Genomic DNA, 23,440 nt, shown 5'->3' on the forward strand with positions numbered 1-23,440 from the left:
GGCGATGAGCGGATTGGGTGCGGGGAGTCCGTCTTCGCGAGCAAGCCCGCTCCCACATTGGATCTTCAGTATTGATCAGATCCCTGTGGGAGCGGGCTTGCTCGCGAAGGCCGCGCCTCGGTGCTGGATCAGCCCTCGACCGCTGGAATATGCCCAAACATTTCCTGAGTAAACGCCACCCGTTCCTCGACCGACTCCGTCACCCCGCGTGCTTTCAGATCCTCCAGATGCGCCTCGACCGCATGCGTACGCTGGGTCAGCCCGCAATCGTTGGCAATCTGGATATTCAGCCCCGGCCGCGCATTCAGCTCCAGAATCAGCGGGCCTTTCTCCTGGTCCAGCACCATGTCCACACCGATATAACCCAGCCCGCACAGCTCGTAACAGCCAGCGGCGAGTTTCATGAAACCGTCCCAGTAGGGCAGTTGCACACCGTCCACCGCGTTGGTGGTGTCGGGGTGTTTGTTGATGATGTTGTTCAGCCAGGTGCCGCGCAGTGTCAGGCCGGTGGCCAGGTCGACACCGACGCCGATGGCGCCCTGGTGCAGGTTGGCCTTGCCGCCGGACTGGCGGGTCGGCAACCGCAGCATGGCCATCACCGGGTAGCCCATCAGCACGATGATGCGGATGTCCGGCACGCCTTCGTAGCTGATGCTCTTGAAAATCTGGTCCGGGGTTACCCGGTATTCGATCAGCGCGCGGTCGCGATGGCCGCCCAGCGAATACAGGCCGGTGAGGATGCTGGAAATATGGTGCTCCAGCTCCTCGTGGGCGAGGATCTTGCCCGACACCGTGCGATAGCGGCCCTCGAAGCGGTCGGCGATCACGATGATGCCGTCACCGCCGGCGCCCTGGGCCGGTTTGATCACGAAGTCGTTGCGCCCGCCGATGATCTCGTCGAGCTTGTCGATTTCCTTCTCGGTGGAGATCACGCCATACAGCTCCGGCACATGGATGCCGGCGGCGATTGCGCGTTCCTTGGTGATGATCTTGTCATCGACGATCGGGTACAGGCTGCGCTTGTTGTACTTGAGCACGTAGTCGGCGTTACGCCGATTGATGCCCATGATGCCCCGGGCCTCCAGGGCCTTCCAGGTCTTCCAGAAACCGAACATCAGGCGTCAGCCTTCTTCAGGAAAGCCTTGAAGCGCACCAGTTCGGTCAGGCGGTAGCCGCGATAGCGACCCATCGCCAGCATGAAGCCCACCAGAATCAGCAGGATCGCCGGGAAGGTGAACACGAAGTACACCAGCTCCGGCACGGTCATGATCAGGTGCGCCAGCGAGGCGGCGAACAGCGTGCCGATCGCCACTTTCAGCGCATGGCTGGCACCGCGTTCTTCCCAGGTGATCGACAGGCGTTCGATGGTCATGGTCAGAATCACCATCGGGAACAGCGCCACCGACAAGCCGCGCTCCAGGCCGAGTTTGTGGCTGAACAGGCTGATCGCCGCAATCAGCACCACCACGAAGGTCAACACCACCGACAATCGCGGCAGCATCTGCAGCTTCAAGTGTTCCAGGTACGAGCGCAGCGACAACCCCAGCGCCGTGATCACGGTAAACAGCAGGATGCCGAAGCCCAGTTGTGTTTCGCGGAAGGCCAAAGCGATCAGTACCGGCGTGAACGTGCCGAGGGTCTGCAGGCCGATCAGGTTGCGCAGGATCAGGATCACCAGCACGCCGATCGGGATCATTACCATGATCATGAACGTCTGCTGGGTTTGCAGCGGCAGGCCGTACAGCGAGTATTCGAGGAAGTTGGCGTCGGTGTTTTCGTCGGTCAGCTTGGCCAGACGAATCGCGTTCATCTCGCTGTTGTTCAGGCTGAAGGTCACGTTGGCTTTCTTCGCGCCGTCGACGGTGATCAGGTTTTCATCACCGGTCCACCACAGCAGGCGGTCGGTCGGCAGGCCTTGTTCACCGGTTTCCGGGTTGAAGTACAGCCAGTCGTTGCCGTTGAAGCTGCGCAGCCACAGTTCCGGGGTTTGCGGTTGATCGGCGACGAGGCGGATGGTGTGGACTTTTTCCACCGGTACGTGGGCAATCGACAGCAGCAGTTCGACGATCTTCGCCTTGTGCGGCGTCGACGGGTCGCCGGCCAGCAGCAGTTTGACGTTGTCATCGTTGGCGTTGTTGACGCGTTTGATCGCCTCGCCAATGAAGGTTTCGACGTCGGCCGAGTGCTGGCGGATCGGTGCGAGCAGGGCTTCGGCGGCGATTTTTTCCGGGCCTTCGATGGCAATGCTGTCGCGGAAGGTCGGGCCTTTGATCTTGGTTTTCTCGGCGGTGTAACGCTTGGTCAGCACCAGGCGGTAATAAAGGGTCTGGTTGCCCTTGGCCCGGCGTGCCGACCAGGTGACCTTGCGGTTGCCGTCGACACGATTGACCGCCACGCCGTAGTTATTGGAGATGAAGCTCTCATTGAGGCTGACGTAATCGCGGCTCAGCGGCGGCACGAACATCTGGATCTTCACCGGATCCTTGGTGCTGGCGACGAACTCGACCTTGGCGTCGATATTCCACAGGTCGTCGGTGGCGTCTTCGGTCACCGGGATGCCGAGCACGAAAATCTGATAGGCCGTAACCGAAACGCCCAAGAGCACCAGAATGGTGATCAGGATTTTCAGGTGGAAGGTTAGAGAACGCATGGAAATTACTCGGCGGTATGAGCGGCGATGGTGCAGGCGGGTTTGCCGGCAGCGTATTTAAGACTGGGGTCGACCAGCGCGTCGAAGCGTTTCAGGGCTTCGGAGCCGATCAAAAGCGGGTATTGGAACGCACTACGGTCGGTCAGGTTCACTTCGATGCTGCGCAGCGCCGTCCCCATGCAGATGTCCAGCTCGATCACCGGGCGGGCTGTGTACTTTTTGCCTTCTTCCGGGTCGTAGTCGCCGGCGCGGCGCTTGATCTTGCTGACCCGGGCCAGCGGCCGTTCGATCGGGTGCGAGTGCGCGGCGTCAATTGCCAGATAGAAACGCACCCAGGACTCGCCATTGCGTTTGAAGCGTTTGATGTCGCGGGCGCTCAGCGAAGCGGTTTTGGCGCCGGTGTCGAGTTTGGCCGCCACTTGCAGATTGATGCCATCAAGCGATGCATATTCGTTGAGGCCGTACACGGTTTTTTCCCCCGCGGCAGCCAGGCCGGGCAGGCAAAACAGTGCAAAAAATGTGGGGAAGGGCTTGAGTCTCATAAATCCTGGTGCGCAGCGTTCCGTTCTCGGTTCAGGTTCCTGGCAAAACTTGCGCAAGCGCCTTCGTGTGCCTATCAGCTTTTTATGACAAGCCGTGCAAATGGCCAGCAAATGCGGGCGGCATTCTAGCACGGTGGTTTTATGGCGCCAGCGCCTGCACAGGTCTATACCCCTTGAGGATTCCCAGTGGGAGCAAGCCCGCCCGCGAAGGCGGTCGGGCATCCTGGAACCGATCTCGACTGACACTGCGCTTTCGCGAGCAGGCTCGCTCCCATATTGGAAGATTACTGACGGTTATTAGACGATTGTCGACAATGTGTATTTATCCTTTGACTGATGCGGGTGAATTGGCTAGTTTTTGCCGCATTGGATTTTAAGGTGTCGACAATATGCTGGATCAACTCGATCCCCCGGTCATCAGTGGCGACGACTCCGAGACGCTCTCGGAAAACGTCTTCCGACGCATCCAGGCGGCCATCGTCAAAGGCGAGATCGCCCCGGGCAGCAAGATCTCCGAGCCTGAATTGGCGCGCACCTACGGCATCAGCCGCGGGCCACTGCGCGAGGCCATTCATCGGCTCGAAGGCCAGCGCCTGTTGGTGCGTGTACCGCATGTCGGCGCACGGGTGGTGTCGCTCAGCCACGCCGAATTGCTCGAACTCTACGAAATCCGCGAATCCCTCGAAGGCATGGCCTGCCGTCTGGCGGCCGAACGCATGAGTGTCGAAGAAATCGACGAACTGCGCCGGGTGCTGGAGACCCACGAGCGCGATGCCGCGTTTCAGGCCGGCGTCGGCTATTACCAGCAGGAAGGCGATTTCGACTTTCATTACCGGATCATCCAGGGCAGCGGCAACCGCACGCTGACGCAGATGCTCTGCGGCGAGCTGTACCAACTGGTGCGCATGTACCGCATCCAGTTTTCCACCACACCCAACCGGCCGCGCCAGGCCTTCGCCGAACACCACCGGATTCTCGATGCCATCGCCGACCGTGACGGTGAACTCGCGGAATTGTTGATGCGCCGCCACATCGGCGCCTCGAAACGCAACATCGCCCGTCATTACCAGGACGGCGCCGACAATAAGACAGCCACTGAACGAGGTGAGTCATGAGTTCCAAGCAGAACACTCCAGGCCAGCGTTTCCGCGATGCGGTCGCCAGCGAGCACCCATTGCAGGTGGTCGGCGCGATCAACGCCAACCACGCGCTGCTGGCCAAGCGCGCCGGTTTCAAGGCGATCTACCTGTCCGGTGGCGGGGTGGCCGCAGGCTCCCTCGGCGTGCCGGACCTGGGCATCACCGGCCTGGATGACGTGCTGACCGACGTGCGCCGCATCACCGACGTCTGCGATCTGCCGCTGCTGGTGGACGTGGATACCGGTTTCGGCTCGTCGGCGTTCAACGTCGCGCGCACCGTGAAGTCGATGATCAAGTTCGGCGCGGCGGCGATTCACATCGAAGACCAGGTCGGCGCCAAGCGTTGCGGCCACCGTCCGAATAAAGAGATCGTCAGCCAGCAGGAAATGGTCGACCGCATCAAGGCCGCCGTTGACGCCCGTACCGACGACAGCTTCGTGATCATGGCGCGCACCGACGCGCTGGCCGTTGAAGGTCTGGAATCGGCACTGGATCGCGCCGCCGCGTGCATCGAGGCCGGCGCTGACATGATCTTCCCGGAAGCCATCACCGAGCTTGAGATGTACAAGCTGTTCGCCAACCGCGTGAAGGCGCCGATCCTCGCCAACATCACCGAGTTCGGCTCGACGCCGTTGTACACCACCGAGCAGCTTGCTGGAGCGGATGTGTCGCTGGTGCTATACCCGCTGTCGGCATTCCGCGCGATGAACAAGGCGGCGGAAAACGTCTACACCGCGATCCGCCGCGATGGCACTCAGCAGAATGTCATCGACACCATGCAGACGCGCATGGAGCTTTACGATCGCATCGACTATCACACTTTCGAGCAGAAGCTCGACGCGTTGTTTGCACAAAAGAAAGGCTGAATAAAATCCTGTGGGAGCGAGCCTGCTCGCGATGGGCGTTAACGATAACGCGGTGTTCCTGATGCGCCGAGGTGTTCCAGCCACCTTCGCGAGCAGGCTCGCTCCCACACGTTTCCCCATACAAATTCAAAAAGATTGGAGAACACAATGGCCGAAGCAAAAGTACTCAGTGGCGCCGGACTCCGGGGCCAGGTTGCCGGGCAAACCGCACTGTCCACCGTGGGCCAGGCCGGTGCCGGGCTGACCTATCGCGGCTACGACGTGCGTGAACTGGCGGCGGACGCGCAGTTCGAAGAAGTGGCCTACCTGCTGCTGTACGGCGAGCTGCCCACCCAGGCGCAACTCGACGCCTACCAGCAAAAACTGGGCAAGCTGCGCGACTTGCCGCAAGCGCTGAAAGAAGTGCTCGAACGCATCCCCGCCGACGCGCACCCGATGGACGTGATGCGCACCGGTTGCTCGTTCCTGGGCAACATCGAGCCGGAGAAAGACTTCTCCGAGCAACGCGACAAGACCGACCGCCTGCTCGCCGCGTTCCCGGCGATCATGTGCTACTGGTATCGCTTCAGCCATGACGGCAAGCGCATCAATTGCGTAACCGACGAACAGTCCATCGGCGGCCATTTCCTGCATCTGCTGCACGACAAGAAGCCGAGCGAGCTGCACGTCAAAGTGATGAACGTGTCGCTGATCCTCTATGCCGAGCACGAATTCAACGCCTCGACCTTCACCGCTCGGGTGTGCGCTTCGACCCTGTCCGACCTGTATTCCTGCGTCACCGCGGCCATTGGTTCGCTGCGTGGTCCGCTGCACGGCGGTGCCAACGAAGCGGCGATGGAAATGATCGAGCGCTTCTCATCGCCCGAAGAGGCGATCAAGGGCACCCTTGGCATGCTCGAGCGCAAGGACAAGATCATGGGCTTCGGTCACGCGATCTATAAAGACAGTGATCCGCGCAACGAGGTGATCAAGGGCTGGTCGAAAAAACTCGCTGATGAAGTGGGTGACAAGGTGCTGTTCGCAGTTTCCGAAGCCATCGACAAGACCATGTGGGAGCAAAAGAAACTGTTCCCCAACGCCGACTTCTACCATGCCTCGGCGTACCACTTCATGGGCATCCCGACCAAGCTGTTCACGCCGATCTTTGTCTGCTCGCGCCTGACCGGCTGGGCCGCGCACGTGTTCGAACAGCGTGCCAACAACCGCATCATCCGCCCCAGCGCCGAATACGTCGGCGTCGAACAGCGCAAGTTCGTGCCAATCGAACGTCGCTGAATGGTGAAGCTGCCACACAGGTAACGGGATAAACCGGAGCCAATGTGGGAGCGGGCTTGCTCGCGAATGCGGTGTATCAGTCGACAAATCCGTTGAATGACACTCCGCATTCGGGAGCAAACCCCCTCCCACCGTTGACCGAGTTGGATTCAGTGCCGGTGTCGTGCCCACCCTTTGAAACTACCGTGACCTGAGTCCTGACCCGATGAACACAGAATTCCGCAAAAACCTGCCCGGCAGCTCCCTGGATTACTTCGACGTCCGTGCGGCGGTCGAGGCGATTCAGCCCGGCAGTTACGACACCCTGCCGTACACCTCCCGCGTGCTGGCGGAAAACCTCGTGCGTCGCTGCGACCCGGCCACGCTCACCGATTCGCTGAAACAACTGATCGAGCGCAAACGCGACCTCGACTTCCCGTGGTTCCCGGCGCGCGTGGTGTGCCACGACATTCTCGGCCAGACCGCACTGGTCAACCTCGCCGGCCTGCGTGACGCTATCGCCCTGCAGGGCGGCGACCCGGCACAGGTCAACCCGGTGGTGCCGACGCAACTGATCGTCGACCACTCGCTGGCGGTGGAAGCGGGCGGTTTCGACAAGCAGGCGTTCGAGAAGAACCGTGCCATCGAAGACCGTCGCAACGAAGACCGTTTCCACTTCATCAACTGGACCAGGAAGGCCTTCAAGAACGTCGACGTGATCCCGCCGGGCAACGGCATCATGCACCAGATCAATCTGGAAAAAATGTCCCCGGTGATCCAGGTGCGCGACGGCGTGGCGTTCCCTGACACCTGCGTCGGCACCGACAGCCACACCCCGCACGTCGATGCGCTGGGCGTGATCGCCATCGGCGTCGGCGGCCTCGAAGCCGAGAGCGTGATGCTCGGTCGCGCCTCATGGATGCGCCTGCCGGAAAGCGTCGGCGTCGAACTGACCGGCAAGCTGCAACCGGGCATCACCGCCACCGACATGGTGCTGGCGCTGACCGAATACCTGCGCAAGCAGAAAGTCGTCGGCGCGTGGCTGGAGTTCTTCGGCGAGGGGGCTGCCGCGCTGACCCTGGGCGACCGCGCGACCATCTCCAACATGGCCCCGGAGTACGGCGCCACGGCGGCGATGTTCTACATTGATCAGCAAACCATCGACTACCTGAAACTCACTGGCCGTGAAGACCAGCAAGTGCAGCTCGTCGAGCAGTACGCCAGGCTCAACGGCCTGTGGGCCGACAGCCTGAAAGGCGCGCAATACGAGCGTGGCCTGAGCTTCGACCTGTCGTCGGTGGTGCGCAACATGGCCGGCCCGAGCAACCCGCACGCTCGCGTGGCAGTGGCGGATCTGGCGGCCAAGGGCATTTCCGGGCAGTGGGATGATGTGCCGGGGCAAATGCCCGACGGCGCAGTGATCATCGCCGCCATCACCAGTTGCACCAACACCAGCAACCCGCGCAACGTGATCGCTGCCGGCCTGCTGGCGCGCAATGCCAACAAGCTCGGGCTGACGCGCAAACCGTGGGTCAAATCCTCGCTGGCGCCGGGTTCGAAAACCGTCGCGCTGTACCTCGATGAGGCCGGGCTGACCACGGAGCTGGAGCAACTTGGTTTCGGTGTCGTCGCGTTCGCCTGCACCACCTGCAACGGCATGTCCGGTGCACTCGATCCGGTGATCCAGCAAGAGATCATCGACCGCGATCTGTATGCCACCGCCGTGCTCTCGGGCAACCGCAACTTCGACGGCCGCATCCACCCTTACGCCAAGCAGGCGTTCCTTGCGTCGCCGCCGCTGGTGGTCGCGTACGCCATCGCCGGCACCATCCGTTTCGACATCGAGAAGGATGTGCTGGGCGTGGTCGATGGCAAGCAAATCCGCTTGAAAGACATCTGGCCGAGCGACGAAGAGATCGACGCGGTGGTCAAGTCGTCGGTCAAGCCTGAGCAGTTCCGTCAGGTCTACATTCCGATGTTCGCCATCCACGAAGACACCGGCCCGAAAGTCACGCCGCTGTACGACTGGCGCGAAATGAGCACCTACATCCGCCGTCCGCCGTACTGGGAAGGCGCGCTGGCTGGCGCTCGACCACTCAAGGGCATGCGTCCGCTGGCGGTGCTCCCGGACAACATCACCACCGATCACCTGTCGCCCTCGAACGCGATCATGCTCGACAGCGCCGCCGGTGAATACCTGGCGAAAATGGGCGTGCCGGAAGAGGACTTCAACTCGTATGCAACGCACCGCGGTGACCACCTGACCGCGCAGCGTGCAACCTTCGCCAACCCGAAACTGTTCAATGAAATGGTTATGGAAAACGGCAAGGTCAAACAGGGTTCGCTCGCTCGTGTGGAGCCGGAAGGCAAGGTCATGCGCATGTGGGAAGCCATTGAAACCTACATGGAGCGCAAGCAGCCGCTGATCATCATTGCTGGCGCCGACTACGGTCAGGGCTCGTCCCGTGACTGGGCGGCCAAGGGCGTGCGCCTGGCCGGTGTCGAGGCGATTGCCGCCGAAGGTTTCGAGCGCATTCACCGCACCAACCTGGTGGGTATGGGCGTGTTGCCGCTGGAGTTCAAACCGGGCACCGACCGCAAGACGCTGGGCATCGACGGCAGCGAAACCTACGACGTGATTGGCGCCCGTACACCGCGCGCCGACCTGACGCTGGTGATCCATCGCAACAACGGCGAGCGACTCGACGTGCCGGTGACCTGCCGTCTGGATACCGCTGAAGAAGTGTCGATCTACGAGGCCGGCGGCGTGTTGCAGCGCTTCGCTCAGGACTTCCTCGAAGAGTCGGCGGTTGCCGTTTAAATCAACTGATACAGGCGTGAGATCCACCTCTCACGCCTGTGGTTAAGGAGCACCATGGCTCACGCACCACAAATCAAGATCCCTGCCACCTACATGCGCGGCGGCACCAGCAAAGGCGTGTTTTTCAGCCTGCAGGATTTGCCCGAAGCCGCGCAGGTTCCCGGCCCGGCCCGCGATGCCTTGCTGCTGCGAGTGATCGGCAGCCCCGACCCGTACGACAAGCAGATCGACGGCATGGGCGGCGCCACCTCGAGCACCAGCAAAACCGTGATCCTGTCAAAAAGCAGCAAGGCTGATCACGACGTCGATTACCTGTTCGGTCAGGTGTCCATCGACAAACCGTTTGTGGACTGGAGCGGTAACTGCGGCAACCTCTCGGCGGCAGTCGGTTCGTTCGCCATCAGCAACGGTCTGGTCGATGCCAGCCGCATTCCGTACAACGGTGTCGCGGTGGTGCGCGTGTGGCAGGCCAACATCGGCAAGACCATCATCGCCCACGTGCCGATCACCCATGGTGAAGTGCAGGAAACCGGTGATTTCGAACTCGACGGCGTGACCTTTCCGGCAGCCGAAGTGCAAGTCGAATTCATGGATCCGGCGGCGGAAGAAGAGGGCGGCGGTGGCTCGATGTTCCCCACCGGCAACCTGATCGATCAGTTGGAAGTGCCGGGTGTCGGCACCTTCCAGGCGACCATGATCAATGCCGGGATCCCGACGATTTTCGTCAACGCCGAAGACATTGGTTACACAGGTACCGAGCTGCAGAGTGCGATCAACAGTGATCCCAAAGCGCTGCAGATGTTCGAAACCATCCGCGCCTACGGTGCGCTGCGCATGGGCCTGATCGCCAATCTGGATGAAGCGGCCAAGCGGCAGCACACGCCGAAAGTCGCGTTCGTCGCCAAGCCCGCGGATTACGTCGCGTCCAGCGGCAAGGCGATTGCCGCCGGTGATGTCGACCTGCTGGTGCGCGCGCTGTCGATGGGCAAATTGCACCACGCGATGATGGGCACGGCGGCGGTAGCGATTGGCACGGCGGCGGCGATTTCCGGAACCTTGGTCAATCGTGCGGCAGGCGGCGTTGAGCGCAATGCCGTGCGCTTCGGCCATCCGTCCGGGACCTTGCGCGTCGGGGCCGAGGCCAGTCTGGAAAACGGCGAATGGACGGTAAAAAAAGCCATCATGAGCCGCAGTGCGCGCGTCCTCATGGAAGGCTACGTCCGCGTGCCCGGCGACGCTTTCTGACCCGACACCGGACAAAACTGTAGGAGTGAGCCTGCTCGCGATTGCTGACTGACATTCAACATTGATGTTGCCTGACACAGCGCTTTCGCGAGCAAGCCCGCTCCCACAGTGGATAGCATTTCAAGGCAGGAGCATTTAGTGCCGTACAGTAATGTTCGCGTGCCCGGCGACGCTTTCTGACCCGACACCGGACAAAACTGTGGGAGCGGGCTTGCTCGCGAAGGCGTCGTATCAGTCGACATTTGCGTTGGCTGACACACCTCTTTCGCGAGCAGGCTCGCTCCCACAGGGGATAGCATTTCAAGGCAGGGCCATTTAGTGCCGGACAGTACTGTTCGCGTGCCCGGCGCCGCTTTCTGACCCGACACCGAACAAAACTGTGGGAGCGGGCTTGCTCGCGAAGGCGTAGTGTCAGTCGACATTTGCGCTGCCTGACCCACCGCTTTCGCGAGCAGGCTCGCTCCCACAGGGGATAGCATTTCAAGGCAGGGCCATTTAGTGCCGGACAGTACTGTTCGCGTGCCCGGCGACGCTTTCTGACCCAGCACCGAACAGAACTGTGGGAGCGGGCTTGCTCGCGAAGGCGTCGTATCAGTCGACATTTGCGCTGGCTGATCCACCGCTTTCGCGAGCAAGCCCGCTCCCACAGGGGATAGCATTTCAAGGCAGGAGCATTTAGTGCCGGACAGTAATGTTCGCGTGCCCGGCGACGTTTTCTGACCCGACACCGGACAAAACTGTGGGAGCGGGCTTGCTCGCGAAGGCGTAGTGTCAGTCGACATTTGCGCTGCCTGACCCACCGCTTTCGCGAGCAAGCCCGCTCCCACAGGGGATAGCATTTCAAGGCAGGAGCATTTAGTGCTGAACAGTAATGTTCGCGTACCCGGCGACGTTTTTTGACCCGACACCGAACCAAACTGTGGGAGCGGGCTTGCTCGCGAAGGCGTCGTATCAGTCGACATTTGCGCTGGCTGATCCACCGCTTTCGCGAGCAAGCCCGCTCCCACAGGGGATAGCATTTCAAGGCAGGGCCATTTAGTGCCGGACAGTACTGTTCGCGTGCCCGGCGACGCTTTCTGACCCGACACCGAACCAAACTGTGGGAGCGGGCTTGCTCGCGAAGGCGTAGTGTCAGTCGACATTTGCGCTGGCTGATCCACCGCTTTCGCGAGCAGGCTCACTCCCACAATGGATCGCATTTCAACCATAAAAAACTAGCCCTGAACCGAGGTCCCATCAACGAACCACTGCAGGAGTGAATCGAACATGAGCGCCAACGTCAACCTGAACAACCGTCCCGACTACGACCGTGTCCTGCAGGACATCGCCGATTACGTCCTCACCTTCCAAATCGAATCTGCCGAAGCCCTCGACACCGCCCGCAACTGCCTGATGGACACCCTCGGCTGTGGCCTGCTGGCGCTGCGTTTCCCCGAATGCACCAAACACCTTGGCCCGATTGTCGAAGGCACCGTCGTGCCGTTCGGGGCGCGGGTGCCTGGCACGCCGTATCGGCTCGACCCGGTGAAGGCTGCGTGGGACATCGGCTGCATCGTGCGCTGGCTCGATTACAACGACACCTGGCTGGCCGCCGAATGGGGGCATCCGTCGGACAACCTCGGCGCGATTCTCGCGGTGGCCGATCACTTGTCGCAAAAGCGCATCGTCAATGGCGAAGCACCGCTGACGGTGCGTGATGTGCTGGATGCGATGATCATGGCTCACGAGATTCAAGGCGTGATTGCCCTGGAAAACTCTTTCAACCGCGTCGGGCTCGATCACGTCCTGCTGGTGAAAGTCGCCTCGACCGCCGTCACCGCGAAACTGATGGGCGCCAACCGCGAGCAGTTGTTGTCGGCGCTGTCCCATGCCTTCGCCGACGGTCAGGCGCTGCGCACCTATCGGCATGCGCCGAATGCCGGGTCGCGCAAATCCTGGGCGGCGGGGGATGCGACCAGCCGTGGCGTGCGTCTGGCCGACATTGCCTTGCGCGGCGAGATGGGGATTCCCGGGGTGCTGACGGCCAGGCAGTGGGGCTTCTACGACGTGTCGTTCAGCCACAGCAACAACGATCTGGCGTTGAAACCCGAAGGCAAACGCGCCTTCAGCTTCTCGCGGCCCTACGGCAGTTACGTGATGGAAAATGTCCTGTTCAAGATCAGTTTCCCCGCCGAGTTCCATGCACAAACCGCCTGCGAAGCGGCCGTCATCCTGCACCCGCTGGTGCGCAACCGGTTGCACGAAATCGACCGCATCGTCATCACCACGCACGAGTCGGCGATACGCATCATTTCCAAGGTCGGGCCGCTGGCCAATGCGGCCGACCGCGACCATTGCATCCAGTACATGACCGCTGTGCCGCTGGCGTTCGGCAATCTGGTGGCGGAGCAGTACGAGGACGATTTCCACGCCGCACACCCGATCATCGATGTGCTGCGCGAGAAAATGGTCATCGTCGAGGACCCGCGTTTCACCCGCGAGTATCTGGAGGCCGACAAGCGCTCGATAGCCAACGCGGTGCAGGTGTTTTTCAAGGATGGCAGCAGCACCGAGAACGTCGTGGTGGAATACCCGATCGGCCATCGTCGTCGCCGCGCCGAGGGCATTCCGTTGCTGGAGGACAAGTTCAGGGCAAACCTGGCGACGCGGTTCACCGGGCAGCGCAGCCACGCGATCTTCTCCCTGTGCAAGGATCAGCAAGCGCTCGAAGCGACGCCAGTGAACCGCTTTGTCGATCTGTTTGTCATTTGACTGCGGCCCCGGACGTGTCGCGGGCTAGAGGCTGCCCTCGACATCCTCCAGGCTGAACGTTTCGGTGTGGTCATCGTAGGAAAAAATCTCCGCATAACGACCCCAGGCCACCACCACTTCCAGGGTTTTCTCGACGAACGCTTCGGTCAGCGAGTCCTCCAGCTCCTGCTCGAAACGCACCCGCGGTGCGCGGTGACCGTTGCGCTCCAGCAACACCTGGCGGATGCGTGCGGCCAGCGGCACATTGCGGATCAGGTGCTCGGCGAACAGGGTTTTGCGCTCCTGGGTGCCGTAGTCGGCGAACAGTTTGCCGGCATCGGTCAGGGTGATGTCGGCGCCCTTGAGCTCGGCGAAACCGAGGTGTTCGAGTATCTCGGCCACCGGAAACAGATCGTCCACTTCCAGCAAGCGTCGCTCGGCCACGGTAGGCAGGCCGGCGTGGCCGTTGTAGGGCTCGGCGGCAAGGGTTTCGATCAGGCCGGCCATCAGGTTGGTCGAGACTTCCGGCAGCGGGCTGCTCATTTTCAGCTCGGGCTTGCCGGCGCTGGCGTCCGCGCTGCGCCGGTCAGTCATCTGCGCGTAGATATCATCGACCATCTGCCGGAAGGCCGGATCCAGGCGGTTGCGTGGATGGGCGAACGGTACTTTGATTTCCGCCACCACCCGTCCCGGGTTGGAAGACAGCACCAGAATACGGTCGCACATCAGCACCGCTTCTTCGATGTTGTGGGTCACGATCAGGATCGATTTGATCGGCAGTTGCTTGCCGCTCCACAGGTCCAGCAGATCATTTCTCAAGGTCTCGGCGGTCAGCACGTCCAATGCCGAGAAGGGTTCGTCCATCAGCAACAGGGTCGGATTGACCACCAGCGCACGGGCGAAGCCCACACGCTGGCGCATGCCGCCGGACAACTCGCGCGGGTAGGCGTTTTCGAAACCGTCGAGGCCGATCAGGTCGATGGCAGCCAGGGCGCGTTTGCGCGCAGCCTTGCGCTCGACCTGCAAGGCTTGCAGGCCGGCTTCGACGTTTTCCAGCACGGTCAGCCACGGGAACAGGGCAAAGGTCTGGAACACCATGGCCACGCCTTCAGCCGGGCCGTGCAGCGGTTTGCCGTTGTACAGCACGTCGCCCGACGAAGGCTCGATCAGTCCGGCAATGATCCGCAGCAAAGTGGATTTGCCCGAGCCCGAGCGCCCCAGCATGCCGACGATCTCGCCTTCAAGCAGGGTCAGGTCCACGCCGCTGAGCACTTGCAGTTCTTCCTTGCCTTTGCCAAACACCCGGTTCACCTCGCTGAGCGAGTAGATTTGCGGGCTGGCGGCGGTTTGTTCGGTAGAGGTATTCATCGCAGCGAATCCCATCAGTTCAGGCGGAGTTTGTTTTCGGCCACGGCGTACATCGGTCGCCAGACCAGACGATTGAAGGCCACGACGAAGAACGCCATCACCACCACGCCCAAGGTGATTTTCGGAAAGTCGCCGGCAGCCGTGGTCTGGGCGATGTAGGCCCCGAGGCCGTGGGCGACGACTTTGTCCTGACCCCAGGAGACGAATTCGGAAACGATGCTGGCGTTCCAGGCGCCGCCCGAGGCGGTAATGGCGCCGGTCACGTAGTACGGAAAAATCCCTGGCAGCATGACCTTGCGCCACCACAACCAGCCGCGAATGCGGAAGTTGGTCGCGGCCTCTTTGTAGTCATTGGGGAAGGCGCTGGCCCCGGCGATCACGTTGAACAGGATGTACCACTGGGTGCCGAGCACGATCAGCGGGCTGAGCCAGATGTCCGGGTTCAACTGGTAGCGCAGGATCACGATGACGAACACCGGAAACAGCAGGTTCGCCGGAAACGCCGCGAGAAATTGCGCCAGTGGCTGGATCTTTTCCGCCAGTGCCGGGCGCAGGCCGATCATCACCCCCAGCGGCACCCAGATCAGCGAGGCGATGAGGATCAGGCCGGCTACCCGCAGCAGGGTGAAGACCCCCAGCAGGAACACGTGACCGACCTCGTCGAGTGTCACTTCGGTGCCGACATACAACACGATGTGGTACAGCGCGTAAGCAGTCAGCAACGCGATCAACGTGCCCCAGATCCAGTCGATCATCTTCGACGTCGCCGGGTTATCCGACGCGATGGCCTGGCGTGTCGCGCGCGGCAGGTTCAGGCGCATGTTGCCCAGCCGGCTGATGACGCGGGAGAACGGGCGCAGCAGGCGCTGGATCAACCGGGTGCGCTGGATCAGATTCAGTACCCATGACTCCGGTGCGGCGGTCTGCGAGGCGGTGTTCTCCATGCGGAACTTGTCGGCCCAGGCCACCAGCGGGCGAAACAGGAACTGGTCGTAGATCAGGATCACCACGATCATCGTCAGGATCACATAACCCACCGCGTGCAGGTTCTGCTGCGCGATGGCCAGCGCCAGGTATGAACCGATGCCCGGCAGGGTGATGGTCTGATCGCCCACGGTGATTGCTTCGGACGCGACCACGAAGAACCAGCCGCCGGACATGCTCATCATCATGTTCCACACCAGCCCGGGAATGGCGAAAGGCACGTCGAGTTTCCAGAATCGCTGCCAGCCGGACAGTTGCAGGTTGGTCGAGACTTCCAGCAGATCGCGCGGCAGCATGCGCAGCGACTGGTAAAAGCTGAAGGTCATGTTCCATGCCTGGCTGGTGAAAATGGCAAAGATCGCGGCGAACTCTGCGCCCAGTACCCGGCCGGGAAACAGCAGCAGAAAGAAGGTCACGGTGAACGAGATGTAGCCCAGCACCGGCACTGATTGCAGGATGTCCAGCACTGGCACCAGCAGTTTTTCGGCGCGGCGACTCTTCGCCGCCAACGTGCCGTAGAGCAAGGTAAAAATCAGTGCCGCGACCATCGCCGCGAGCATGCGCAGGGTGGTGCGCATGGCATATTCCGGCAGGTTGGCCGGGTCGAGGGAAATCACCTCGCTCTGCAAGGTGGCGATCGGCGCCCAGGTTTCCCGGGCAGTGATCGAGAAAAACAGCAAAAAGCCGATCACCAGCGGCATGGCGATCAAGTCCCAGCGATTGGGCAGCAGGCGCCGGGTCGTGGCCGGGATGTAGTGACGGAACACTTTCTTCATAAGAGCAGTGATTCCAGCGGGTTCCAAGTGGGGCGCGGCAGTCTGAGCGTAGCTTCTGTCTGCACGCCCCACCGAGAATGAGCGCGCGCTCGTTCTTCAGGTTCAAGTGGGAGGTGGGTGATGCAGGCCTGTTGAATTCGACAGGCCGAGAGGGCGGGCGCATCGGGGTTTTCGCCCGGATGCGCTGCTTGCGCGGATTGTAGGGTTTGAGATGTTACAAAGACGTAAAGAACGCGTCGGTTTTGGGTGAAGAAATTTTCATCCTCGCCATGCTTGGCAGTTCAGGCAAAACGCAGGGTCACCCGGCGGTTGTGCTGGCTTTTCTTCTCGATCTTTTCGCAATACACCCGGCCGATTTCCCGGGTGTTGAGCACATGCGTGCCGCCGCAGGGCTGCAGGTCGATGCCCGCGACTTCGATCACGCGCAGATCGCCCTGGATCGCCGGTGGCCTGCTGCTCTTGCTGCCGATCTTTTCCTGCAGGGCCGGGTACTCCGCAGCCGGCAGGGTCAGCACGTTGACCGGGCAGGCTCGTTCGATCAGTGCGTTGAGATCGCGGGTGATGCGCTCCTTGTCGAGGCTCATCTCCGGCAGATCGAAATCCAGCCGACCCTTGTCGGCGCTGATGCTGCAGCCAGTGACCGGCGCATCGATAAGCGCGCCCAGCAGATGCAAACAGGTGTGCATCTTCATGTGTTGATAACGCCGCTGCCAGTCGAGGCTGGCGTTGAGCAGTGCGCCAGTGCACAGCTGCGGCGGACACTCCTGCACCTGATGCCAGATGATCGACGGCAACAGAGGATCGCGCACGGTGCCGGTCACCGCGATCCGGGTGCCATCCACCAGGCTGAAATACCCCGTGTCACCCGGCTGCCCGCCGCCGGTGGGATAGAACAGGGTGTGCTCCAGCACGACGGCCTGATCGACCACGGCGATTACCCGAGCACCAAAGGCCCGCCGGTAGGGTTCACTGTTAAACAGGCTGAGGGTTTCCATGGTGTGTACCGACATTTGAACCTCCAATGTTCAAAGTTGAGTGTTGTGTGTGAGCCCTTGTGCTCACGCTGTTCAGCGTTTGAGTGGCAGTTTGGTGATCGCGAAACCGGCCAGCAGGATCGTCGAATACAACATCAGGTCCCGAGAGATTGGCGTGCCTTCGTACCAGGCGCCGATGAGCAGGGCGAACACCGGAAAAATGATGAACACGAACGACAGCAGCACCGGGCTCAAACGTTTGAGCAAGACGAAATACACGATGAAGCCGCCCACTGACGCCACCAGTCCGAGGTAGAGCAGGGCGCCCCAGGAGCGTGCAGTGATGTCCTTGAAGACCGGTGTTTCGAGGTTGAGTCCGACAATGAATAACATCAGCCCGGCGATGCCGATCGGCAGGGTGTTGTAGGTGATCACGCTGATCGCGCTGCCGTGTTTCTTGGTCACCACGTAACACAGCGCATGCATGATCGCGGCGCACAGAATCGCCAGCACGCCGAGCCATTCGGCCTGGTCCAGATGCAGGCCCTGGCTGCGAATGATCATGAACAGACTGGCGAAACCGATGGCGATGCCGAGCATCTGCGTGGGGAGGATTTTCTCGCGCAGAAACAGCGCGGAAAAAATCAGGATAAACACCGGCATGCAACTGAACAGCAGCGCGGTCAGCCCCGATGAAACATGTAGTTCGCCGTAGTTGAGCAAGTAGTACGGCAGACTGAAATACGACAGCGTGACGAACACGAAAAACCAGCGACTCTGCCGTGGGAACAGCAGCGGCTCCTTGCGCAACACGGCGAAGCTCAGGAATAGCGGAAAGGCAATCAGAAAACGCAGCCCCGCCGCTGTCAGCGGCGGCACGCTTTCCACGGCAATCTTGATCCCCAGCCAGGTGGTGCCCCAGCTCAGACAGACAATCAGAAACAGCGTGCTGGTGAGCAATCCGGCGAGCCAGGGTTTGCTGACGTTCAACGGTGCGCCGATGGCAGTCGACATGCTTTGTCCTCCACAGCAGAGAAATTGACCTGGTGGGTGAAAAGGGTTATCCCTGATTGCACCTGTTTCAAGCACGCTATTCGGGGTGACAATGACTGTCAAAGTAAGTATTGCCATGGTGTCAATCCTGCGTGACGGGCTCGTCAATGGCGTGGGCGTGAAGTACAAGCGCCTGGCGGATGCGGCGGAAAAAGCCATTACTGAAGGGGTGATCGGCGCGGGAGCGAAGTTGCCGCCGCACCGGTTGTTGGCCGACAGCCTGGGCGTGACCATCGGCACCATCAGTCGCGCCTATGGCGAGCTGGAGCGGGTCGGGCGGGTAGTGGCGCGTGTTGGCGATGGCACTTACGTGCGTGAACGCGGCATGGAGCGGCCGCAGGACAAAGGCTTTCGCAATGTCAGCGATGAGCCGCGCGCCTGTTTCGACATGAGCCGTAATCAACCGATTCCCGGGCAGGAAGCGGCGTTCATGAGCCAGACCTTGCACAGCCTTGCCAGCGATTCGTACAGCGTGCAGCAATTGACCGGCTACACCGCCGAAAGCGGCTTGCTGCGGCATCGCCAGGCGGGGGCGCACTGGTTGAGCCATGGCGCGTTTCGGCCGCACGCCGACCAGGTGTTGTGCGTCAACGGCGGCCAGCATGGCTTGCTGTGCGCCTTGATGGGCCTGCTCAAGGCCGGCGACACGGTGGTCACCGAGCATCTGACCTATCCCGGGTTGATCGGCGTTGCGCGTCAATTGGGGATCAAGCTTATCGGTGTCGCGATGGATGACCAAGGGCTGCTGCCGTCGGCGTTGGACGACGTCTGCCGCCAGCACCGTGTGTCGGCGTTGTATTGCACGCCGACGATTCAGAACCCTACGGCGGCGGTCATGTCGGTCCCGCGGCGTGAGGCGATTGCCGACATCTGCCGGCAGCACAATCTGTTGATTTTCGAAGACGACGCGCATGCGGTGCTGGCCCGTCAGCGGCCATTGCCGCTGAGTCATTTCGCCGCTGAGCGTTCGGTGTTGATCGGCAGTCTGAGCAAGGCGGTTTCAGCCGGCCTGCGGGTCGGTTACCTGCAGGCGCCGCAAGCACTGATCGGGCGCCTGAGTTCGGCGATTCGTGGCACGTGCTGGATGGCCAATCCGTTGGCGATGGAAGTGGCGAGCCGCTGGATCGAAAACGGCATGGCCGAGCGCTTGCTGGAGGAACAGATCGGCGAGATCGGTCGGCGCAAGGCGCTGGTCGCGCCGCTGCTGGAGGGGCTGACCTACAAGGCCGATGCCCATAGCCCGCACTTCTGGATCGAGGTGCCCGTGCTGTGGCGCGCATCGCAGATTGCTGCGGAGCTGAAGGAAAACAATTACCTGGTGAGCACCGCCGAGGCCTTTGCGGTCGGGCATGGCGCGGTGCCGCAGTTCATTCGGGCGAGTGTGTGCAATTCAGTGGGGGATGACCGGTTGTTGCAGGCAGGTTTCGAGGCCTTGGCCAAGGCATTGACAGAGACCGTGTAATCGTTCTTTGCGAGCAAGCCCGCTCTCACATTCGATCGCATTCCAACGCGAGGAACTCGATCAAAGTGTGGCAGCGGGCTTGCTCGCGAAGGCGTCAGAACACGCCACAAAATTATTTGAAACGCCGCTCCACGCCTTTCTCCACCAGAATCTTCGCCGAAATCTCCTCCACCGAAAAATGCGTGGAATTGATATGCGGAATGTTCTCGCGGCGGAACAGGTTTTCCACTTCGCGCACTTCGAATTCGCACTGGGCGTAGCTCGAATAGCGGCTGTTGGGCTTGCGCTCGTTGCGGATCGCGGTGAGGCGGTCCGGGTCGATGGTCAGGCCGAACAGTTTGTGTTGATGAGCGCGCAGGGCGGTCGGCAGGGTCAGGCGCTCCATGTCATCTTCGGTCAGCGGGTAATTGGCCGCGCGGATGCCGAACTGCATCGCCATGTACAGGCACGTCGGCGTCTTACCACATCGCGACACGCCCACTAGTATCAGATCGGCCTTGTCGTAATAGTGGGTGCGCGCGCCGTCGTCGTTGTCGAGGGCGAAGTTCACCGCCTCGATGCGCTCCATGTAATTGGAGTTGTGCCCGATCGAATGCGACTTGCCGACGGTGTAGGAAGAATGCTCGGTCAGTTCCTGTTCGAGCGGGGCCAGGAACGTCGAGAAAATGTCGATCATGAAACCATTGGAGGTTGCGAGAATCTCACGGATGTCCTGATTGACGATGGTGTCGAAGATGATCGGGCGCAAGCCGTCGGTTTCAGCGGCTTTGTTGATTTGTTGTACCATGGCCCGCGCTTTGTCCGCGTTGTCGATATACGGCCGCGTGAGCTTGGTGAAGGTAATGTTTTCGAACTGCGCCAGAAGGCTTTGACCCAGGGTTTCGGCGGTAATGCCGGTGCCATCGGAGATAAAGAAAGCAGATCGTTTCATTTGCACCTTGGGCCTTAAGCTAATGAGCATTCTTGGATATGATAGGCGCGATTTGCCGGCCGCCATTGGCCCGCATTCTCACTTATTTTCCAGGTCCAGGCCATACAGCCGGCCAACGCTCCCCCGAGCTGCCGGTTTCTGAGCTTTTCCAACACAGTTAGTGGAGAGATCACCTTGGTAGAGTACGTAGTTTCCCTCGATAAGCTCGGCAAACACGATGTTGAGCATGTGGGGGGCAAGAACGCATCCCTGGGCGAGATGATCAGCAACCTGGCGGGTGCCGGTGTGTCGGTCCCCGGCGGTTTCGCCACCACCGCGCAGGCCTATCGCGACTTTCTCGAACTGAGCGGCCTCAACGAGCAGATCCACAAGGCTCTCGACGCCCTGGACGTCGATGACGTCAACGCGCTGGCCAAGACCGGCGCGCAGATCCGTCAATGGATCATGGAAGCCGAATTCCCTGAAAAACTGAATGCCGAGATCCGCACCGCGTTCGCCGCGCTGTCGGCCGGCAACCCTGACGTGGCCGTGGCCGTGCGTTCCTCGGCAACCGCCGAAGACTTGCCGGACGCCTCGTTTGCCGGTCAGCAGGAAACCTTCCTGAACATCCGTGGTGTGGAAAACGTTATCCGCGCCGCCAAAGAGGTATTCGCCTCGCTGTTCAACGACCGTGCGATTTCCTACCGCGTGCACCAGGGCTTTGACCACAAACTGGTCGCCCTGTCGGCTGGCGTGCAGCGCATGGTGCGTTCGGAAACCGGCACCGCCGGCGTAATGTTCACCCTCGATACCGAATCCGGTTTCCGTGACGTGGTGTTCATCACCGGCGCCTACGGCCTGGGCGAAACCGTCGTACAAGGCGCGGTCAACCCGGACGAATTTTACGTACACAAAGGCACCCTGGAAGCTGGCCGCCCGGCCATTCTGCGGCGCAACCTGGGCAGTAAAGCGATCAAGATGATCTACGGTGACGAGGCCAAGGCCGGCCGTTCGGTCAAGACCGTCGATGTCGACAAGGCCGAGCGCGCGCGTTTCTGCCTGACCGACGCCGAAGTCAGCGAGCTGGCCAAGCAGGCGATGATCATCGAGAAGCACTATGGCTGCCCGATGGACATCGAATGGGCGAAGGATGGTGACGACGGCAAGCTGTACATCGTGCAGGCCCGTCCGGAAACCGTGAAGAGCCGCACCCAGGCCAACGTCATGGAACGTTACCTGCTCAAAGAAACCGGTACCGTGCTGGTGGAAGGTCGCGCGATCGGCCAGCGCATCGGCGCCGGTAAAGTGCGGATCATCAAGGACGTGTCCGAGATGGACAAAGTCCAGCCGGGCGACGTGCTGGTGTCCGACATGACCGACCCGGACTGGGAGCCGGTGATGAAACGCGCCAGCGCCATCGTCACCAACCGTGGCGGGCGTACCTGCCACGCGGCGATCATCGCCCGTGAACTGGGCATTCCAGCGGTTGTGGGTTGCGGCAACGCCACCCAATTGCTGAAAGATGGCCAGGGCGTGACCGTATCCTGCGCCGAAGGCGACACCGGTTACATCTTCGAAGGCGAATTGGGCTTCGACGTCAAGAAGAACTCCGTGGACGCCATGCCGGAATTGCCGTTCAAGATCATGATGAACGTCGGCAACCCGGACCGCGCCTTCGATTTCGCACAGCTGCCGAACGCCGGTGTGGGCCTGGCCCGTCTGGAGTTCATCATCAACCGCATGATCGGTGTACACCCCAAAGCGCTGTTGAACTACGACGGCCTGCCGCAGGAAATCAAGGACAGCGTCGACAAGCGCATCGCCGGTTACAGCGATCCGGTCGACTTCTACGTCGACAAACTGGTGGAAGGCATCAGCACTCTGGCTGCGGCGTTCACGCCGAAGAAGGTCATCGTGCGCCTGTCGGACTTCAAGTCCAACGAATACGCCAACCTGATCGGCGGCAAGCTCTACGAGCCGGAAGAAGAAAACCCGATGCTGGGCTTCCGTGGCGCTTCGCGTTACATCAGCGAATCGTTCCGCGACTGCTTCGAACTCGAGTGCCGCGCGCTGAAGCGTGTGCGCAACGAGATGGGCCTGACCAACGTCGAAATCATGGTGCCGTTCGTGCGCACCTTGGGCGAGGCCAGCCAGGTCATCGATCTGCTCGCCGAAAACGGTCTGGCTCGCGGCGAAAACGGTCTGCGCATCATCATGATGTGCGAACTGCCATCCAACGCGATTCTCGCTGAAGAGTTCCTCGAATTCTTCGACGGTTTCTCGATCGGTTCCAACGACCTGACTCAACTGACGTTGGGTCTGGACCGCGATTCGGGCATCATCGCGCACCTGTTCGACGAGCGTAACCCGGCGGTCAAGAAGCTGCTGGCGAACGCCATTGCCGCGTGCAACAAGGCCGGCAAGTACATCGGCATCTGCGGTCAGGGCCCTTCGGATCACCCGGATCTGGCCAAGTGGCTGATGGAGCAGGGCATTGAAAGCGTGTCGCTGAACCCGGATTCCGTACTGGAAACCTGGTTCTTCCTCGCCGAAGGCCAGGCGCAGGCTTGATAAGTAGGTGAATGGCCCGCTCCCCCTGTGGGAGCGAGCCTGCTCGCGAAGACGGACTGACAGGCAACAATGATGTCGACGGATGTACCGCTTTC

General features: G+C 61.1%; 16 protein-coding genes. 8 read left to right on the forward strand and 8 right to left on the reverse strand.

What is annotated here, in order from left to right; genetic code table 11:
- Window positions 1–128: 128 nt before the first annotated feature.
- From AC0J41_RS07410 to rloA, 3 genes are read right to left on the reverse strand one after another with little or no spacing between them, the layout of a single operon-like run.
- On the reverse strand, window positions 129–1,115 hold the full coding sequence (locus AC0J41_RS07410) for an alpha-L-glutamate ligase-like protein (protein WP_025110316.1): 987 nt from the start codon (window positions 1,113–1,115) through the stop codon (window positions 129–131).
- The gene (rloB, locus tag AC0J41_RS07415) at window positions 1,115–2,650 is read right to left on the reverse strand and encodes an osmotic stress tolerance membrane protein RloB (RefSeq protein WP_025110317.1); all 1,536 of its coding nucleotides are present in this window, start codon (window positions 2,648–2,650) and stop codon (window positions 1,115–1,117) included. Before rloB ends, AC0J41_RS07410 begins: the two co-directional genes overlap by 1 nt.
- Window positions 2,651–2,655: 5 nt before the next feature.
- Window positions 2,656–3,192 carry a retropepsin-like aspartic peptidase RloA gene (gene rloA, locus AC0J41_RS07420; RefSeq protein ID WP_025110318.1) on the reverse strand — a complete coding sequence of 179 codons (537 nt, stop codon included), beginning with the start codon at window positions 3,190–3,192 and terminating at the stop codon, window positions 2,656–2,658.
- Window positions 3,193–3,584: 392 nt separating this feature from the next.
- Between rloA and AC0J41_RS07425 the strand changes: the two genes are divergently transcribed.
- From AC0J41_RS07425 to prpD, 6 genes are all read left to right on the forward strand, one after another.
- Complete coding sequence (locus tag AC0J41_RS07425) at window positions 3,585–4,307, forward strand: GntR family transcriptional regulator (RefSeq protein ID WP_169432611.1); 723 nt, start codon at window positions 3,585–3,587, stop codon at window positions 4,305–4,307.
- Window positions 4,304–5,197 (forward strand): methylisocitrate lyase, encoded by an 894-nt coding sequence (gene prpB, locus AC0J41_RS07430; protein WP_007960897.1) that lies wholly within the window; start codon window positions 4,304–4,306, stop codon window positions 5,195–5,197. Before AC0J41_RS07425 ends, prpB begins: the two co-directional genes overlap by 4 nt.
- A gap of 147 nt (window positions 5,198–5,344) precedes the next feature.
- On the forward strand, window positions 5,345–6,472 hold the full coding sequence (gene prpC / locus AC0J41_RS07435) for a bifunctional 2-methylcitrate synthase/citrate synthase (protein ID WP_025110319.1): 1,128 nt from the start codon (window positions 5,345–5,347) through the stop codon (window positions 6,470–6,472).
- Window positions 6,473–6,677: 205 nt separating this feature from the next.
- Window positions 6,678–9,272: a Fe/S-dependent 2-methylisocitrate dehydratase AcnD gene (gene acnD, locus AC0J41_RS07440; RefSeq protein WP_473015017.1), complete on the forward strand. Its 2,595-nt coding sequence runs from the start codon at window positions 6,678–6,680 to the stop codon at window positions 9,270–9,272.
- Window positions 9,273–9,326: 54 nt separating this feature from the next.
- The gene (gene prpF, locus AC0J41_RS07445; RefSeq protein WP_473015019.1) at window positions 9,327–10,517 is read left to right on the forward strand and encodes a 2-methylaconitate cis-trans isomerase PrpF; all 1,191 of its coding nucleotides are present in this window, start codon (window positions 9,327–9,329) and stop codon (window positions 10,515–10,517) included.
- Window positions 10,518–11,783: 1,266 nt separating this feature from the next.
- The gene (prpD, locus tag AC0J41_RS07450; RefSeq protein WP_473015020.1) at window positions 11,784–13,268 is read left to right on the forward strand and encodes a 2-methylcitrate dehydratase; all 1,485 of its coding nucleotides are present in this window, start codon (window positions 11,784–11,786) and stop codon (window positions 13,266–13,268) included.
- 24 nt (window positions 13,269–13,292) lie between these two features.
- Here prpD and AC0J41_RS07455 read toward each other — a convergent pair whose 3' ends face one another.
- The 4 genes from AC0J41_RS07455 to AC0J41_RS07470 all read right to left on the reverse strand — a co-directional run bounded on the left by AC0J41_RS07455 (window position 13,293) and on the right by AC0J41_RS07470 (window position 18,363).
- Window positions 13,293–14,615, reverse strand: coding sequence for an ABC transporter ATP-binding protein (locus AC0J41_RS07455; protein ID WP_025110323.1), 1,323 nt, complete (start codon window positions 14,613–14,615; stop codon window positions 13,293–13,295).
- Between the two features lie 14 nt (window positions 14,616–14,629).
- Window positions 14,630–16,375, reverse strand: a complete 1,746-nt coding sequence (locus tag AC0J41_RS07460) for an ABC transporter permease (RefSeq protein WP_473015021.1) — start codon at window positions 16,373–16,375, stop codon at window positions 14,630–14,632.
- 281 nt (window positions 16,376–16,656) lie between these two features.
- Entirely contained in the window at window positions 16,657–17,385 is a 729-nt protein-coding gene (locus AC0J41_RS07465; protein WP_473015022.1) for an alanyl-tRNA editing protein, read from the reverse strand.
- Between the two features lie 57 nt (window positions 17,386–17,442).
- Window positions 17,443–18,363 carry a DMT family transporter gene (locus AC0J41_RS07470; protein WP_473015023.1) on the reverse strand — a complete coding sequence of 307 codons (921 nt, stop codon included), beginning with the start codon at window positions 18,361–18,363 and terminating at the stop codon, window positions 17,443–17,445.
- Between the two features lie 91 nt (window positions 18,364–18,454).
- On the opposite strand from AC0J41_RS07470, the gene AC0J41_RS07475 reads away from it, so the two are divergent.
- Window positions 18,455–19,864 (forward strand): aminotransferase-like domain-containing protein, encoded by a 1,410-nt coding sequence (locus AC0J41_RS07475; protein ID WP_473015025.1) that lies wholly within the window; start codon window positions 18,455–18,457, stop codon window positions 19,862–19,864.
- Between the two features lie 112 nt (window positions 19,865–19,976).
- Here the strand turns inward: AC0J41_RS07475 and ppsR are convergent, their stop codons facing one another.
- Window positions 19,977–20,795 (reverse strand): posphoenolpyruvate synthetase regulatory kinase/phosphorylase PpsR, encoded by an 819-nt coding sequence (gene ppsR / locus AC0J41_RS07480; RefSeq protein WP_025110328.1) that lies wholly within the window; start codon window positions 20,793–20,795, stop codon window positions 19,977–19,979.
- 174 nt (window positions 20,796–20,969) lie between these two features.
- Between ppsR and ppsA the strand changes: the two genes are divergently transcribed.
- Window positions 20,970–23,345 (forward strand): phosphoenolpyruvate synthase, encoded by a 2,376-nt coding sequence (gene ppsA, locus AC0J41_RS07485; RefSeq protein WP_025110329.1) that lies wholly within the window; start codon window positions 20,970–20,972, stop codon window positions 23,343–23,345.
- The last annotated feature ends 95 nt before the right edge of the window (window positions 23,346–23,440 follow it).

This window comes from Pseudomonas sp. Arb-4-2C (genome assembly GCF_055755015.1).

What these genes read in the sequence shown, in the direction of transcription:
- acnD (WP_473015017.1), top strand. Translation starts at nt 6,678, where the DNA reads ATGAACACAGAATTCCGCAAAAACCTGCCCGGCAGCTCCCTGGATTAC.
- rloA (WP_025110318.1), bottom strand. Translation starts at nt 3,192, where the DNA reads ATGAGACTCAAGCCCTTCCCCACATTTTTTGCACTGTTTTGCCTGCCC.
- AC0J41_RS07455 (WP_025110323.1), bottom strand. Translation starts at nt 14,615, where the DNA reads ATGAATACCTCTACCGAACAAACCGCCGCCAGCCCGCAAATCTACTCG.
- rloB (WP_025110317.1), bottom strand. Translation starts at nt 2,650, where the DNA reads ATGCGTTCTCTAACCTTCCACCTGAAAATCCTGATCACCATTCTGGTG.
- ppsR (WP_025110328.1), bottom strand. Translation starts at nt 20,795, where the DNA reads ATGAAACGATCTGCTTTCTTTATCTCCGATGGCACCGGCATTACCGCC.
- AC0J41_RS07475 (WP_473015025.1), top strand. Translation starts at nt 18,455, where the DNA reads ATGACTGTCAAAGTAAGTATTGCCATGGTGTCAATCCTGCGTGACGGG.
- prpF (WP_473015019.1), top strand. Translation starts at nt 9,327, where the DNA reads ATGGCTCACGCACCACAAATCAAGATCCCTGCCACCTACATGCGCGGC.
- prpC (WP_025110319.1), top strand. Translation starts at nt 5,345, where the DNA reads ATGGCCGAAGCAAAAGTACTCAGTGGCGCCGGACTCCGGGGCCAGGTT.
- AC0J41_RS07465 (WP_473015022.1), bottom strand. Translation starts at nt 17,385, where the DNA reads ATGTCGGTACACACCATGGAAACCCTCAGCCTGTTTAACAGTGAACCC.
- prpD (WP_473015020.1), top strand. Translation starts at nt 11,784, where the DNA reads ATGAGCGCCAACGTCAACCTGAACAACCGTCCCGACTACGACCGTGTC.
- prpB (WP_007960897.1), top strand. Translation starts at nt 4,304, where the DNA reads ATGAGTTCCAAGCAGAACACTCCAGGCCAGCGTTTCCGCGATGCGGTC.
- AC0J41_RS07470 (WP_473015023.1), bottom strand. Translation starts at nt 18,363, where the DNA reads ATGTCGACTGCCATCGGCGCACCGTTGAACGTCAGCAAACCCTGGCTC.
- AC0J41_RS07410 (WP_025110316.1), bottom strand. Translation starts at nt 1,115, where the DNA reads ATGTTCGGTTTCTGGAAGACCTGGAAGGCCCTGGAGGCCCGGGGCATC.
- AC0J41_RS07460 (WP_473015021.1), bottom strand. Translation starts at nt 16,375, where the DNA reads ATGAAGAAAGTGTTCCGTCACTACATCCCGGCCACGACCCGGCGCCTG.